Annotated in this window: 11 protein-coding genes; 10 read left to right on the forward strand and 1 reads right to left on the reverse strand. The window is 59.8% G+C overall.

What is annotated here, in order from left to right; all coding sequences use genetic code 11:
• The first annotated feature begins 1 nt into the window (after nt 1).
• The 3 genes from GT003_RS02170 to GT003_RS02180 all read left to right on the forward strand — a co-directional run bounded on the left by GT003_RS02170 (nt 2) and on the right by GT003_RS02180 (nt 2,735).
• Nucleotides 2-811, forward strand: a complete 810-nt coding sequence (locus GT003_RS02170) for a phytanoyl-CoA dioxygenase family protein (protein WP_161693914.1) — start codon at nt 2-4, stop codon at nt 809-811.
• A gap of 228 nt (nt 812-1,039) precedes the next feature.
• Nucleotides 1,040-1,786 (forward strand): phytanoyl-CoA dioxygenase family protein, encoded by a 747-nt coding sequence (locus GT003_RS02175; RefSeq protein ID WP_161693916.1) that lies wholly within the window; start codon nt 1,040-1,042, stop codon nt 1,784-1,786.
• A 91-nt stretch (nt 1,787-1,877) separates the two neighbouring features.
• The gene (locus GT003_RS02180) at nt 1,878-2,735 is read left to right on the forward strand and encodes a helix-turn-helix domain-containing protein (RefSeq protein ID WP_161693918.1); all 858 of its coding nucleotides are present in this window, start codon (nt 1,878-1,880) and stop codon (nt 2,733-2,735) included.
• Nucleotides 2,736-2,909: 174 nt separating this feature from the next.
• Here GT003_RS02180 and GT003_RS02185 read toward each other — a convergent pair whose 3' ends face one another.
• On the reverse strand, nt 2,910-5,579 hold the full coding sequence (locus GT003_RS02185; protein ID WP_161693920.1) for a DUF642 domain-containing protein: 2,670 nt from the start codon (nt 5,577-5,579) through the stop codon (nt 2,910-2,912).
• Between the two features lie 372 nt (nt 5,580-5,951).
• Between GT003_RS02185 and GT003_RS02190 the strand changes: the two genes are divergently transcribed.
• The 7 genes from GT003_RS02190 to GT003_RS02220 all read left to right on the forward strand — a co-directional run bounded on the left by GT003_RS02190 (nt 5,952) and on the right by GT003_RS02220 (nt 16,249).
• On the forward strand, nt 5,952-7,094 hold the full coding sequence (locus GT003_RS02190; protein WP_161693922.1) for a metallophosphoesterase: 1,143 nt from the start codon (nt 5,952-5,954) through the stop codon (nt 7,092-7,094).
• 149 nt (nt 7,095-7,243) lie between these two features.
• The gene (locus tag GT003_RS02195; RefSeq protein ID WP_161693924.1) at nt 7,244-9,568 is read left to right on the forward strand and encodes an alpha/beta hydrolase family protein; all 2,325 of its coding nucleotides are present in this window, start codon (nt 7,244-7,246) and stop codon (nt 9,566-9,568) included.
• A gap of 79 nt (nt 9,569-9,647) precedes the next feature.
• The gene (locus tag GT003_RS02200; RefSeq protein ID WP_161693926.1) at nt 9,648-10,076 is read left to right on the forward strand and encodes an RbsD/FucU family protein; all 429 of its coding nucleotides are present in this window, start codon (nt 9,648-9,650) and stop codon (nt 10,074-10,076) included.
• 144 nt (nt 10,077-10,220) lie between these two features.
• Nucleotides 10,221-11,369: a GerAB/ArcD/ProY family transporter gene (locus tag GT003_RS02205; RefSeq protein WP_161693928.1), complete on the forward strand. Its 1,149-nt coding sequence runs from the start codon at nt 10,221-10,223 to the stop codon at nt 11,367-11,369.
• The gene (locus tag GT003_RS02210; protein ID WP_161693930.1) at nt 11,308-12,738 is read left to right on the forward strand and encodes a spore germination protein; all 1,431 of its coding nucleotides are present in this window, start codon (nt 11,308-11,310) and stop codon (nt 12,736-12,738) included. Before GT003_RS02205 ends, GT003_RS02210 begins: the two co-directional genes overlap by 62 nt.
• On the forward strand, nt 12,738-13,895 hold the full coding sequence (locus GT003_RS02215) for a Ger(x)C family spore germination protein (protein WP_161693932.1): 1,158 nt from the start codon (nt 12,738-12,740) through the stop codon (nt 13,893-13,895). Before GT003_RS02210 ends, GT003_RS02215 begins: the two co-directional genes overlap by 1 nt.
• A 167-nt stretch (nt 13,896-14,062) precedes the next feature.
• Nucleotides 14,063-16,249, forward strand: a complete 2,187-nt coding sequence (locus tag GT003_RS02220) for an alpha-galactosidase (protein ID WP_161693934.1) — start codon at nt 14,063-14,065, stop codon at nt 16,247-16,249.
• Nucleotides 16,250-16,253: the final 4 nt, after the last annotated feature.

The raw sequence follows: 16,253 nt of genomic DNA on the forward strand, positions 1-16,253 counted from the left end.
AATGGCACAGCTACTTCGCGCGATTACGGAAGAACAGAAGCGGCAATTCGATACGGAAGGTTACTTGATCGTCAAAGGATTGTTTTCGCCGGACAACTTGGGAGAAATCGAGCAAACCTTCGAGAAAATGAGCACGGAAACGGTTCCCGGCTACTTCGAGCCGAACCTGTCCGGCGAATCCCAGGATCCGCTGCAGCGGTATCCGCGCGTCATGCATCCGCACCGCTTCAACGACACGGCGAAGCGATTCATGCTTCATCCGCCGGTACTCGAGGTGCTGGCCGATTTGTACGGCGAAGAGGCCTATGCGGCCCAAAGCATGTTCTACTACAAGCCTCCGGGCTCCAGAGGCCAGGCGCTGCATCAAGACAATTTCTATCTGAAGGTCGAGCCGGGCAACTGCATCGCCGCATGGACGGCGGTCGATGCCGCCCATGAAGAGAACGGCGGTCTGTTGATCGTGCCGAAGACGCAAGCGCATGAAATCTCCTGTCCGGAAGAAGCCGATACGAAGGAGTCGTTCACGAACCATTTCGTGAAGCCGCCGAAGGACGGGGTCGTCATGCCGGTCATTATGGACAAAGGCGACGTGCTCTTCTTCAACGGCAACCTGATTCACGGTTCGTACCGGAATAAGACGAAGGATCAATTCCGCCGCGCGTTCATCTGCCATTACGCCAATTCTTCCGCGGCTACGATCAGCGTTCATTACAACCCGCTCTACAAGGCCGACGGCTCGGAAGTCGTACTGGAAGGCAATCCGGACGGAGGCCCGTGCGGGATCGACGTAGGCGAGTTCACGTATCATTAAGCAAGCTATAGATAGGGCCTGACCGCATCCGGAAGCCGCACCCTCTCAAGGGCTGCGGCTTTTTGCTGTCCGTTACCATGCCAGATTCTCGGCATAATCCGAACATATGCATACTTTTCCGGTGAAGAAGAAAAGCGCTTTCGCGGCAATCGCGCGATAATGGGGTCATGGAAGGCTTCTACCAACCGTAAATAACGCAGGTACCCCAAAATTCAGGAGGCGGCATTCATGTCCAATATTGCAAAAGCCCAATTAACGCAGGCGGAAGTCGAATTTTACAATGAAAACGGGTATGCGCTGTGCAAGACCCGGTTGTTCAGCGACGAGAAGCAAGCGGAGTTGTCGAGGATATTCGAGGAGCAGTGGGAAACGGTCGGACGCCGCCTGAACAGCGAACTCGATACGCCGCATTTCCGCGACGAGCGGCTGCTGGAATTCCTGCTCGCGGACGAGGTGCTGGATCTTGTCGAGCCGATTCTCGGGCCGAACATCGGCCTCTGGTCGAGCCATTTCATCTGCAAGGAGCCGCTGATCGGCAAGCAGACGCCGTGGCACGAGGATTCCGCTTACTGGAACGGCCGTCTCGACCGCTTCGACAAAATCGCGACGGTATGGCTGGCCATCGATCGCAGCAACAAGGAGAACGGCTGCATGCGGGTCATTCCGGGCACGCACAAGAACGGCTTCTCGGATTACGAGGCCGTGAACGAGAACGAGAATATTTTCGCTACGCAAATCAAAAATATCGACGAGTCGCAGGCGGTCTACTTCGAGCTGGAGCCGGGCCAATGCTCGATCCACGATTCGCGAATCATCCACGGCGCGACGCCGAACAAGAGTCCTCACCGCCGCTGCGGTTATACGATGCGCTACTTCTCCACGGAAGCGAAGGTGCTGCCGGAGAAGAATCCGGGCTTCAAAATTTGGCTCGCGCGCGGAAAGGATATCGCGGGCAATCCCTTCGTGAATGTATAATAGACCTTACGCGCGAGCGAACGGAGCAATCACGCTTCCAGCCGCTTAAGGAATGGTGGAATCCAGTACGATGGGGAGGCGGAGCGAAGGCATGAGCGTCTACAAGAGTCCCGAGCGATTGACCAACGACAGCTATATGACGCAGTCTTCGCCCGTACGCCTATTCAAGCAGCGGTTGGACGGGCATATCGATACGCATTGGCATGAATTTTACGAAATGGGCTTCGTCGTCGCGGGCAGCGGAACCCATGTATTGAACGGCGTTCCGCTGCGCATCGGCCGGGGCGACGCGTTCCTGTTGACGCCGGCGGATTTTCACAGCCTGGAGCCGGACCCCGGCGATTCGCTGCAGCTGTACGATTTGATTTTCGGCGGGCACTTCATCCGCGAGCCGCTGCAAGAGCTGCTGTTCGCCCATGGGACGCATCATACCGCCGGCTACGGCCCGGAGGAAACCGCCGCGGCGGAGCGGGAATTCGAGCTGATCTGGGAAGAGTCCGAGAACTGGCAGGCTGGAAGCGGCATGCTGGTGCAGGGCAGCGTCGAGCGGCTGCTCATCCAGCTGTCCCGCGGCAGCAGGGAGTCGCGGGCAGAGGCTTCCGGCAGACTTGCGGAGAATCAGCCAATTCAGCCGATTCAACCCGCGGTCCGCAAGGCGCTCATCTACATCCAGCATCATTTTCGGGAGACGATGGCGTTGGAGGAAGCTGCGGGGAGCTGCGGCTTGTCGCCCAACTATTTCAGCGAATGCTTTCGCAAAGGGACGGGCGTCACCTTCCAAGCCTACGTGCAGGAACTTCGCCTGCAGTTCGCCAAGTCGCTGCTGAAGACGACCCGGCTGCCGGTGACCGAGATCTGCTTCGCGTCCGGCTTCAATACGCTTCCGCATTTCGAACGGGCCTTCAAGAAGCGCTTCGGGACGACGCCGCGCGAGCATCGCAATCTCTGAACACGAAAAAGCCTCCAGGCCGCCCATTGGGCGCTTGGAGGCTTTCTCGTTGTAGGCCGTTCCTGCTCCGCTCCGCGTAATGCTTAGCTGCGGCGCTTCGTGAGATGGCCTTCTGCATCGATCCGCGCAATGCCTAACACTGCGGGCGTTCCGCTAAGCCGCCGTCCGCGAAGGCTAGTTCAGGACCACGGCCACCTGATCGATGAAATCGGTGCAGTCCGGCACCGCCTGTCCGGCGAACGTGATGGTGTGCACGCCTGGCGTCGCGGTGAACCCGCTCGTCTCGAATGCCGCGAACGCGCTCGTATTCGTCGGCGTGAAGGTGCCGATGAGCGTCGAATCCATGTAGACCTTGAGCGTTTGGTCGCCGTCTCCCGGACGTTTCGCCGCGGAGAATGTGACTTTGAAACTGCCCGCAGCGGGAAACGTCACGTTTTGCTTGACGAAGCCGCTGCGCTGCACGAAGGCGGCCTGCGTTCCTTCGGGCGCGTTCGGCGCGCCGAACGCGCTGCCGTTATGCTCGATGCCCGCATAGCCGGAGTCGAAGATCCAGCCCGAGCCGGATGGGTTGTATTGCAGCGTCGGTACGGCCGGCGTCTCGAAGCCGGCGTTCGCGACGACCGGCAGCGCCTGCACGGCGACCTGGTCGACGAAGGCCGTGTTGTCGTCCGCCGACTGGCCGGCGAATTTGACGGTGTGACTGCCGGCCGTCACCGTGAACGGGCTCGTCTTGTACGCGGTGAACGCGCTCGTGTTCGTCGGCGTGACCGTGGCGATCAGCGTGGAGTCGATATACACCTTCACCGTCTGATCGTTCCCGGCCCGCTTCGCCGCGCTGAAGGAAATCTGGAACGTGCCGGAAGCGGGGAAGTTCACCGCCTGGTTGAAGGAGCCCGTTCGCTGCAGGATTGCCGCCTGGGTGCCGTCCGGCGCGTTCGGGGCGCCGAACGCGCTGCCGTTATGCTCGATGCCGGTGAATCCCGGATCAAACGTCCAGCCCGAGCCGGACGGGTTGTACTGGAACCCGGAGATAGCCGGCGTCTCGAAGCTGCCGTTCGAGACGGCCGGCAGAGCCGCTGGCGTCGCCGTGGAGTAGGTGAAGCTCAGCCGCGCGCCGGGAGCCGCATCCCCGTTCACGTACCAGTCGAGCGGGTCGGTGTCCGTTTGCATGTTGTCCGACCATTTGAATTCGAATTGAAGCGGATCCGCTGGGCTGCCGACGGCGCTGCGCGGGATGGTGATCATCATTTCCTTGCCGCTGACGGAATACGTCACTGTTCCGGCGCTCGTCCAGCTTCCGCTCGCGTAATGCTGGAGCGCGCTGCCTCCGGCGACGCGATAATCGTAGCCCTTCCAGCCGGTGGCCGGATTATGGTCGATGTCGAGATAGAGCCGCATCCAGTTGCTGCCTGAATTGGCGGTGACGTTGGCTGCGGTTTTGGCATAGAAGTACAGATTGCTAGCGTCGCGGCTCACCTTCAGCGTGTCGAAGTCGTTGCGCCCGGTGTTGTTCGCGTACGTGATGCCCGCCGGCGCGGCGATGGAATTGCGGGCCAGCGTGTCGCCCGTGTAATCGCGGTAGGACGGAGAGACGTCCGCCCAATCGCCGAAGCTCGCGATCGTCTTGGCCGCGCTTGGGGTCGGGATGGGCTCGATGCCCTTGTAACGCCGGATATTGTCGACCATCTGCATATAATAGTTGTCTTTCAGATTGCCGGTGAGCGTCGGTTCGATATCGCGGCTGTATTCGGCGGTCGCAAGGTCGACGAAGTTGGATTTGCCGTTGCCGTAATCCCAGCGGCCGGCGATCCATTCGTTCCAGCCGGTGACGAAGATGAACGGCGTCTGCTGCGCGATGGCGTAGTCCCATTGTTCTTGGACGTTGTAGCCGAACGGCGTATCCGCCGGCTCGCTGCCGTTGGCGCCGTTATGGTAGCTGCGGCCCCAGGCCCCGGGAACGCCGTAGAGCGCCGTATCGCCGAAGATCCCGTTCGGATGCTGGGCGACGGAGACGTTGACGATCTCGCGCTGGCCGCTCGCGTTCGTATACACGCGCTGCGGGCGGACGAATTCGAGCCACGGCCAGCCGTTCGTTTTCTGGCCCTCGTTGGGCCACTGCGATTCGCGGTAGGTGAAGAAGCTCTGGTAATCGTGGCCTGCCGCTTGTCCGCTCAGGCCGATGATCAAGGGCTTGCCGTCGAGATAGTAAACGCTGTTCGGATGCGCGTAAGGGGCGCCCGGCTTATAGAAATCGTTATAAATCTGCTGCATCGTGCTTCCGGAATTCGTATTCGTGTAGAAGACGACCTTCGGCGGGTTTTTGCCCTGCGCTTTCACCGCGTCGATCGCGTTCATGAGGATGTTCGCCACGTTGGAGTAAGTGACGGCGTTGGTGGCGTCGATAACGAGGATGTCGACGTTGGCGTCGGTCAGCAGCTGCACGTTCTTGAGCTGAACCCAGTAATCGGAGCTGTCGTAGTAGTTGTAGATGGGCTGGCCCCAATAATACATGCTGCCGCTGCCAATGGCGCTGTACCAATAAGGGCTGTTCATGTCGGAGAGCACGCCGGGGTGGGAGGAGACGACGTCGCTGATGACCCAGTTGGTCGGATTGATCGAGCCGCGCTGCTGCCAGAGGAAGTAGAACAGGGCGACCGTCCGGTTTGCCTTCGGTACGCCGACGGAGGCAGTCTGCGGCAGGGTGCGGCCGAGATCGTCGGTTCCGGCAAGCGGCCCCCACGCGTCTGCGGCATAGGCGGTTCCGGCGCCGCCTTGCGCGCCGATGGCCGGCGCCAGCCCGAGCAGCAAGGTGCCGAGCAGCAGCAGCAGAAAGATTTTTTTCATGAACACACGCTCCTTAAGAAGGTTTGGTTAAGCGATTGCGTCGTTCTTCGATGCAAGAGACTGGCAACCGGTGTCCGATTCGGGCGCGGACGCATTCCCCCTTTCGCGAACAAACGATAACCTCCGGCCATGCTTGCGAGGCACGGAAGTTTCGTAATCTTAATGAATTTGAATGCGCTTACAATCAATAGAATATCGACAGCGTATCCTTGTATTAATTCGTGGAAAAGCCTGTTATTTCCTGCCGTTCCTTTGTCCGATTAAGCCTGCTTCGCTTTTACTCCCGCAAGCCGCTATACTAGATTCATAGAAGCAAGAAGGATGAATGGATCGGATATTTTGTGAACGCCGCCAGAGGAGCTGGGAGACGCCATGAAACGTAGAATGTCCGCACGGCCGTATGTGATGCTGTTGATTTTATTTGGTCTGCAAGGGTATGTGGGCTGGCACTTGAAGCTCTATCTAGGGGAGTGGCTGGGCTTCGGCGGAAATGTTTACGCAGCCTTGTATTGGCCGATATACGCGGTCGGGGCGTTCGGTTACTTGATCGCGCGGCTGCTTCGCCGCAGGCTGCCCGTCTGGGTCGGGCTGGGGTTGAAGCGGGTCGGTTCATACTGGCTCGCCGTCTTCGAATACGCGGTGCTGCTGCTGCCGTTCGCGGATTTGGCCGCTTGGCTGCTTCGGTCGCAATCCGTGCCGCCTGCTGATGCTATTATGTCCGTGGGCACCTCCGTTATTGTGATTTTGCTGGTCATTATGCTGCGGGGTTCGTGGAACGCCTGGTCGCCGATCGTGCGGAAGCATGAGGTCGAGCTGTCCAAAACGGCCGGCGAATGGAAGGAGCTGCACATTGCGGTCGCTTCCGACCTGCATCTCGGCACGACGGTCGGGAAGCGTCACCTGGCTCGGCTCGTCCGGCGCGTGAACGAGCTGCAACCGGATCTCGTGCTGCTCCCGGGGGACGTGCTGGATGACGATGTCGAACCTTTCATCCGACGGCAGTACGGGCATCAACTTGCGCAGATGCAGGCAACGTTAGGCGTCTACGCGGTTCTGGGCAATCACGAATATTACGGCGGCGGCATCGAAACCTACGTACCGGCGATGAGCGAGCTGCAGATGCCCGTCCTGCTCGACGAGGCTTTATTGCTCGGCGACAGCTTCTATCTGATCGGACGCAAAGACAAGACCGACCGTTCCCGTGCCTCCGTCGCCGAATTGACGGCGGGTCTCGATTCCGGCAAGCCGTGGATTCTGATGGATCATCAGCCGTCCGCGCTGCGGGAGATCGCCGATTCGGGCGTGGACTTGTCGCTGTCCGGCCATACGCACCGCGGGCAAATGGCTCCGAATCATTGGATTACCCGCCGGATATTCGAGCTGGACTGGGGCTACAAGCAGATCGGGCGCCTGCATGCGTTCGTATCCTCCGGCTTCGGCACGTGGGGTCCGCCGATTCGCATCGGCAGCCGCAGCGAGATTTTGTCGATCACCGTCCGATTCGGCTGCCATTAGTGTCAACAAATTCGTATTGGTCAGGCAGCGGATTCGTCGTATAATTTACTAGAAGAAGCAGATGATGCACCTCTGCATGCTAGATTGGCAGAAGAGCTAGATTAGGAGAAATACAAACGATTCCAAGACGCATCGACTAGGAGCTGCCTATGGAACTTGAACTGAATACGCCGAATGCGCCGATTATGCCTTCGCCGATTCCGCAGCGGAAGCCGCCCGCATGGAAGCGGACAGCGGCTTGGCTGTTCTACAGGGGGCGGGTCGCGCTTCGATTCGATACGGCGCTATGGCGAGCCGCGATCGTCGGCTTGTGGGCCGTGTTCGGCACCGTGCTCGTCATAACGGCGCTCGGCATGCCGACAGGCATCGGAATGCTCTTCGATGCGGCGGCGGCCGTACTGCTCGGTACGCTGGCCATGGGATTGGCGGGAGTTGCGGCAGCTTACGTGCTGTCGCTTTGCTATGTGCCTCTGCCTCGACTGACGACGGGAGTGCTCGCCTTCACGGGCGCAGCAGTATGGTTTATTGCCGATAAAGCCAGCCTCGGCGATTGGATGTCGTTCGCGCTTGCGGTCATTTTGGCAGGCATCGGCTTGGCCGGAGGGTTGTTCGTCGGGTTGCTCGCCCACCGGCGGGTATCGGTTATCGTCAAGCTCGCGCTTGTCGTCGTCATTACGCTGACGGGTCTCAGCTTCGACCGATGGCCCATGAACGTATACGGCGATGTGCCGGCGGACGCCCAGGTCGTATCGGAAGAGCCGGCAGTCGCGCAGCTCGGAGCCGAGGATCCTTCTGCAGCCGGCCCGTATCCCGTACAAGCCTTCACGTATGGCAGCGGGACCGATTCCAAACGGGAAGATTTCGCTTCCGGAGCGTCGCTGACGACGAAGACCGTCGACGCTTCCTCGTATATCTCCCGCTGGAAATGGGTGCGGAGCTTGTTCTGGGGCTTCGACGAAACCAAGCTGCCGGTGAACGGCCGCGTGTGGATGCCGGAGGGTCAGGGGCCGTTTCCGCTCGTGCTGATCGTGCACGGCAATCATTTGATGGAGCAGTTCTCGGATGACGGCTATGCCTACTTGGGCGAGATGCTCGCGAGCCGGGGATATATCGCGGTCTCGGTGGACGAGAACTTCCTGAACTATTCCTTCTGGGGCAACATTCCGAACAATGATATGAAAGTGCGCGCTTGGATGCTGCTGAAGCACCTGCAGCAGATTCAAGCTTTCAGCGCGCAAGCTGGCAGTCCGTTCTATCATAAAGTCGATCTGCGGCAAGTCGCGCTGATCGGCCATTCCCGCGGCGGACAAGCCGTCGCGATGGCAGCGGACCGTTCCAAGTGGTTCGCCGAGGACAAGACGCTCGCCGGATTGGACCAGATACGGATTCAAGCGGTCATCGCGATCGCGCCGACGGATACGCTGGTCGACAAGAAGAAAGCGGAGCTGAAGGATACGTATTACATGTCGCTGCAAGGAGCGAGCGACGGCGACGTCGATACGTTCGGCGGGGAGCGCCAGTATATCCGCTCCCGCTTCACGCCGGGCTCGGATCGCTTCAAGACCACGCTGTACATCGGGGAAGCGAACCACAGCCGGTTCAATACGAGCTGGGGGACCATGGATGACAGCTTGCCCGGCGGCCTGCTCCTGCGCAAGAACGAGATGATGGATGCGGGCGACCAGCGCCAAGTCGCGAAGGTGTACGTCTCTGCCTTCCTGGAAACGGCGCTGCAAGGAAGCAAGCAGTATAAACCGCTGTTCCGCGATTTTCGCGTCGGGGAAGCTTGGCTGCCGACGGCTACCTACTTGAATCGGTACGAAGACGGCAGCTTCGTTCCGCTCGCCCGGATCGACGGCGATTACGATAAGGCGAAGCTGGACAACGGCGTAACCGCGAGCGCGGAGCGGCTGCAATGGTCGGAGGCCGCGGCAGAGGACCGCGACGGCAACGACAAGGGAACGCGGGGCGCGGTTCTGCAGTGGAAGCAGGGGGATGGCAGCTATACGCTGCTGCTGCCGGAGACGGTGGATGCGCTGCACGGCGGATCGCCGGCGTCCGGGCAGGAATTGGTCTTCAACATGACGAACCTGGAGAGAGAACTGCCAGGCTTCGAAGAGGCCTCGGCCTCGGGCAAAGGCGGAATCTCGGGCATTCCGCTGCCGAAGGTCGATATCGAGCTTGAGAGCCGCAACGGCGCCTCGGTACGGCTGCCGCTCTCGGAGTTCAAGGCGGTGACGCCGCTGCCCTATACGCACTTCACGCTGTTCCCGTGGATGGAGAAGCGCATCAAGAACGGCAAGTACAAGCAGCCGACGGAACCGGTCTTCCAAACGTACGGCCTGCCTTTCGAGGCATTTCGGAGCAGCGGCAGCCAATTCGATCCGGCCCGGTTATCGCGGATCACGTTTTACTTTACGAGCGACCAAGGCAAGGTCATGCTGGACGACATCGGCATCGCCGATGCCCGTTAAGCGCGCGAGCTCGACGTACTGCGATTGATTTCTCGCTATCATCGCCCAATTGTTCTTTAACGAAGGAGGAACTTCACTCATGCTGCACGGTATTCCCAAGATCATCTCGCCGGACCTGCTTAAAATCCTCATGGAGATGGGCCACGGCGACGAGCTCGTCCTGGCCGACGCGAACTTTCCGGCGGCCAGCCACGCCCGGCGTCTGGTCCGCTGCGACGGCCATCCCATTCCGGAGCTGCTGGACGCTATTCTTCAGCTGTTCCCGCTCGATCCTTATGTCGATAAGCCCGCTTCGCTGATGCAGGTCGTTCCCGGCGACCCGGTCGAGACGCCGATCTGGTCCGTGTACGGCGGAATCATCGACGCTCGCGCAGGCCTGTCCTCGCCGTTCGAGCAGGTAGAACGCTTCGCGTTCTATGAGCGCGCGCGTCAGGCGTACGCCATCGTCGCGACGGGCGAGAGCGCGCTGTACGCGAATCTGATTCTCAAGAAAGGCGTTATCGCCTGATCGATCCATCCGCGGCCAGTTCCACCAGCTGCTTTCTATCCGAACGGCCGCCGGCCGCTCCCGAATGCGAATTCGGGAGCGGCCGGTTTTTTTATGGCCGCGTTGGCAAAACTATGCCGAAATGACAAAGGGAGGCGACTGCTAATGAAGGAAGGCACCCTGGGCCATTGGCCGATGTTTATGATGCTGACGCTATCCGTCGGACTGTCTTCGCACGTGATCGTGCTGCCCGCGGTGCTCGACGTCAGCATGAGGGATGCATGGATGTGCGGCCTGCTGGCCTTCGTCGTGATCGTTCCGTGGCTCGCGATCTTTGTCTACGGCCCCATCAAGCGTACCAAACAAGCGAATCTGCGCGAGTGGCTGCGTTCGAGGCTGTCGCCGGCGGGAGCTTGGCTGGTCGTCGCGCCGGTGCTGCTGTTCCTGCTCGTCACCAGCTTTCAATCCTACGTGGAGACGACGGCTTGGACGTCGGCTACCTTCCTTCCGCTCACGCCGGAGATCGTCGTGCAGACCGTGATGATGATGCTGATTGCCTCGGCCGCGCTGTGCGGCCTTCGTTCGATCGCTTTCGTCTCCTGCATGCTGCTGCCGGTCGTCGTCATCCTCGGCGATTTCGTCATGAGCGCCAACATGCCGCATAAGAACTACAGCGTCCTGCTGCCGATGCTGGAGCATGGGTGGGGCGCTCCGATGCACGGCATGCTCTACGCGCTGAGCTGCGCGATGGAGATTTTCCTCGTGATCTTCCTGCAGCATTATTTGAAACATCCGATCAAGCTCTGGCAGATCGTCACCTTCTCCGGGTTCATCATGATCCTGATGACGGGGCCGACCATCGGAGCCATTACGGAGTTCGGACCGATCGAGGCGGAGAAGCTCCGTTATCCGGCGTTCTCCCAGTGGCGACTCGTGTCCATCGGCAAATACTTCGAGCATGTCGATTTCTTCGCGATCTTCCAATGGATGTCCGGCGCTTTCATCCGCGTGTCGCTCGGCTTGAACCTGATGATGGAGCTGATTCCGGTCCGGGGACGGAAGGGCCGCGCTTGGTTCGTCGGCATCCTTGGGGTAATCTACATCGTGCTGGCGAACGTGCTGGCCAAAATGATGATTCAAGCCGAGCATGTCATCCGCCTTGTTTTTATTGTCGATTTGGTCCTTATTGTGCTCGTTACGACTACGATCTGGCTGCTCTCGTTCCATGGGCTGCCGAAAGGGAGGAGTTCCGATGGTTCCCAGCAGCGGCAAACCGGCGCCGGCGACGACGTCCATGCCAGCAATAACCTCTGAATGGCTTCGCGGCCAGCTTTCGCGCTGCGGCGATGTATCGTTGAAGAGCGTCGTGCGTACCGTGCCGGATGCGGAAAGACAGGTACGGTACACGGTCGCCTACGTGCCGGGCATGGTCGATTTTCGCTACGTCCAGACCATGTTCGATAACGACGGCAGTCTGGCGTTCGATATCGAAGCGAATCCGCTTATCCGGCGGCTGGATCCGGGTCCCGAAGGCAAAGGGGTGTTCGAACAGTTATTCGGCGGACAGATTATCCTGCTGAATGAATCGACGAACGTCCTGTTTGTCGTCGACAGCCCCGGTCAGCCCGCCAGAAGCATCGAAGAATCGACCTTGGAGCTGTCGGTCAAAGGACCGCGCGACGGCTTCGTCGAAACCATCGCGGTCAATTTGTCCCTAATCAGGACGAGACTGCGCACGCCGAAGCTGGGGGCCGAATGGTTCACGCTCGGCACCGAATCGCAGACGCAGGTGTGCCTGTTGTGGATGGAGGGCATCACGTCTCCGGATGTCGTCGAGGAAGCGCGTAAACGGCTGAACGGCATCGACATCCTCGTGCTGCACGGGGCCGGGGAACTTGAAGTTACGATCGCGGACCGCTCGATCGCGATGGTGCCGACGATTGCGTATGTCGGCCGTCCCGACTTCGTCGTTCAGTCGTTGATGAACGGGCGTTTCGCCATCCTGGTCGACGGTTCGCCGGCAGCCTTGGTTGCGCCGGTCAACGTATCGTATCTCGTCAAGTCGCCGGAGGATGCCTATTTGCCATTTTACTTCGTCTCCTTCGAACGGTTCATCCGATTGGCCAGCTTCCTGCTTGCCGGCATGCTGCCGGGCTTCTGGCTGGCGCTGCTCGCATACAATAACGACCAGGTGCCGTTCACGCTGCTCGCGACCGTCACGATGTCCCGCTTCGGCCTCCCGCTCAGCCCGCAGATGGAGCTCTACCTGATGGTCTTCATGTTCGAGATTTTCCGGGAAGCCGGCGTCCGGCTGCCGCGGGCCGTCGGGCAGACGGTGACGGTCGTAGGCGGGCTCATCGTCGGGGACGCGGCGATTCGCGCGGGTCTGACGTCGCCGACGATGCTCGTGATCACGGCCGTTACCGCCGTCTCGACCTTCACGCTCGTGAACCAGTCCCTGAACGGCTCCGTGACCGTCATCCGTTTGTTTATCATCACGGCGGCAGCTTTCCTGGGACTGTTCGGATTCTTCGTGTCGGTGTTTGCCGTTCTGCTTTACTTATGCTCCCTCGAATCGTTCGGCATGCCCTACATGCAGCCGCTGGCGCCGATCGAATTCCGCAAGCTGTTCACCGCCGTGCTCCAGCTGCCATGGAAATACCGCGCCAAACGGAGCTCTTGATGGTATCGGCGATCAGCCGGCAGGCAGCCGGTCTCTTCCGCTCGCTGGCGCTGCTCGTCGTACTGGCCTCGACCTGTCTGCTAGCCGGCTGCTGGGATTCCAAAGAGATGGCGGACGAGGCGTTCGTGACGGGCATCGGCGTGGATTTTAAAGGCGGCGAATTCGAGGTAAGCCTCCAGCTGTTGGATTTTGCCGCCATCGCGAAGACGGAGAACGCATCCCCGGGCACGCCCAAAGTGTGGATCGGCGTCGGCAAAGGCAAGAGCTTGCATGCGGCGATCGCCGGTCTCTCCCTGTCCTCGCAGATCGAAATCAATCTCGAGCAGTTGAAGGTGGTAGTCGTGCGAGAGCCCGCTATGGACAAGATGGATGAAATACTCGACGCGCTGAATCGCGTGCGCGTATCGCGATACACGGCTTGGATCTTCGGCACGAAAGCGGAACTCAAAGACATTTTCGCGACGGATGCGTTCTTCGAGCGCTCGCAGATGGCGAGCCTCATCTATGAGCCGAAGCTGATGTTTCGGCAGGACAGCTTATTCGAGCCCATGACGATGCAGCGCTTCGTCGCCGATTACAACGAAGGAGCGGAGACGGCGCTGCTGCCCAGCGTTTCCGTGAATAATCGGACTTGGCATAAAACAAAATCGAAGATGCATATGGAGCAGCTCGACGGACTGTTCGCCTTCAAGTCGAAAGGGCGGCCGGCCTTTTTCACCATCGGGGAAGTCCGAGGCATCCAGTGGGGCAACGGGCACTTCAATCGGGAAGTCATGACCGTGAACGGCGGAACGGGTTTTACGAGCATCACGGTCAGGGAACTGAAGGTGAAGCGTTCCATCGAGATCAAGAACGGGGTTCCGAAGCCCGTCCTGAGCGTTCGCGTCCGGAGCTCGTTGAACGAATTAGGCGAGGGCATGACGCGCTCCGAGATTGTCCGGCTCGCGAAGAAGCAGATCGAAGCGGAGATCCGGTCCGCTTACAATACGGCGGCGAAGAGAGGGGTAGATATTTTCGACTTCGATGAGACGCTCTACCGGCACCATTTGCGGACGTGGAATCGGATGTCGCAAGGACGCTGGCGGCCGGGAGAGAATGAACTGAAGGTGAACGTCAAGCTGGGCGTGAAATACTCCGGCGTGTTCGAATTGAAATAGTTCGCGATGCAAAGATTCGGAGGCGGATAATCCTACATTAATCCATAGGATCGCATCAAGCCTCCATGTCATGTACTTCTTGTACCGCCTATACTTGTAGACGACTGGCACTATCAAGCAAGATCGCTGACAGCATCGTTTATTCCATAGGAAGGGTGTTTATTCAAATGTCGATCACGTTTATTCCCGAAAGCGGATTATTCCACCTCCAGACCCGTTCGATGAGCTACATGTTTCAATCCCTGCAAGGGTTTCCAGCACATGTCTACTGGGGCCGCAAGCTTAACGAGGGCAGCGCGTCGCGGCTGCTGAAGCGCGTGGAGCGTGCATCTTTCAGTCCGAACCCCGTTCCGGAGGACCGCAGCATTTCACTGGATACTTTGCCGCAGGAATACCCGGGCTACGGCTCCAGCGACTTCCGCAGCCCGGCGTATGCCGTGCAGCTGCCGAACGGGACGACAGTGACGGAGCTGCTCTATGTCTCGCACGAGATCCAAGCGGGCAAGCCATCGTTGGAGGGACTGCCCGCCGTTTACGCCGAGCGCGCGGACGAGGCCGAGACGTTGATCGTCACGTTGGAAGATCGGCTCTCCGGCCTGAAGGTCGAACTGTCGTATACCGTATTCGAAGCGTTCGACGCCGTGATCCGCTCGGCACGGTTGATCAACGCCAGCACGGAAGTCATGCAGCTGACGCGAGCGCTGAGCTTCAGCGTCGACTTGCCGGATGACCGCTTCGAACTGCTCCAGCTGTCCGGCGCATGGGCGCGCGAGCGATACGTGCATAAGCGCGCGCTTACGCCGGGCGTCCAAGCGATCGAGAGCCGACGCGGCTCCAGCAGCCACATGAACAATCCGTTCTTCGCGCTGCTGTCCGAAGGAGCGACGGAGGATCACGGCGACGTATTCGGCTTCAGCCTCGTGTACAGCGGCAGCTTCGCCGGCGGCGTGGAAGTGGATCAATTCCATACGGCGCGTGCCTATATGGGCATTAATCCGTTCGATTTCTCCTGGCGCCTGGAAGCGGGAGAGTCGTTCCAAACGCCGGAAGCGGTCATGGTCTTCTCGCATGAAGGGCTCGGCGCCATGTCGCGGACGTACCATGAGCTGTACCGGACCCGGTTGTGCCGCGGCGCGTTCCGCGATGCCGTCCGTCCGATTCTCGTCAACAACTGGGAAGCGACGTATTTCAACTTCAACGCGGACAAGATCGAATCGATCGCCAAAGCCGGGAGCGAGCTGGGCCTTGAGCTGTTCGTGCTCGACGACGGCTGGTTCGGGCATCGCGACAGCGACAACAGTTCGCTTGGCGACTGGATCGTCGACAAGAAGAAGCTGCCGAACGGACTGGAAGACTTGGCGGAGCGCGTACGCAGCCATGGACTTGAGTTCGGACTGTGGTTCGAGCCGGAGATGGTTTCCCCGGACAGCGACCTGTACCGTGCACATCCGGATTGGTGCCTGCACGTGCCCGGCCGCCGCCGCTCCGAAGCAAGGCAGCAGCTGATCCTGGACCTGTCCCGCGCGGACGTTCAGGCCTATATCGTGGAAGCCGTAAGCAGCATCCTGCGCAGCGCGCCGATTACGTACGTGAAATGGGACATGAACCGCAACATGTCGGAGATCGGCTCGGCGCTGCTGCCGGCCAGCCGCCAGCGCGAAACGGCCCATCGTTATATGCTCGGCCTCTATCATGTGCTGGAGCAAATCACGACGGGATTCCCGAATGTCCTGTTCGAGAGCTGCTCCGGCGGCGGCGGCCGTTTCGATCCCGGCATGCTTTATTACATGCCCCAAACGTGGACGAGCGACAACTCCGATGCCATCAGCCGGTTGAAAATCCAATACGGCACGAGCATCGTCTACCCGGTCAGCTCCATGGGCGCGCATGTGTCCGCCGTACCGAACCACCAAGTGGAGCGGAATACGCCGCTGAAGACGCGCGGCGACGTCGCGATGTCCGGAAACTTCGGCTACGAGCTGGATTTGACGAAATTCACGGAAGCGGAGATCGATGAAGTGAAACGTCAAGTCGCCATGGTGAAAGAAGTGCGCGGGCTTGTCCAATACGGCGACTTCTACCGCCTGCTCAGCCCGTTCGAAGGCAACGAGACCGCTTGGATGTTCGTTTCGCCGGACCGCCGGGAAGCGCTCGTCGTCCACGTCGTCGTGTTGAACGAGCCGAACGCGAAGCTCGACCGCTTGAAGCTGAAGGGACTGGACGCCGGCCTTCAATATGAGTGGGTCGGAACGGGCGAGGTCGCCGGCGGAGACGAATTGATGTACGCGGGCATCGCGAAAGAAAGGCCGCACGGAGACTACTTCAGCACGGTGCACCGGTTTATCGCGAAATAACGCC

The sequence above is a fragment of the Paenibacillus sacheonensis genome, assembly GCF_009909195.1.
GTDB classification, from domain to species: domain Bacteria; phylum Bacillota; class Bacilli; order Paenibacillales; family Paenibacillaceae; genus Paenibacillus_Z; species Paenibacillus_Z sacheonensis.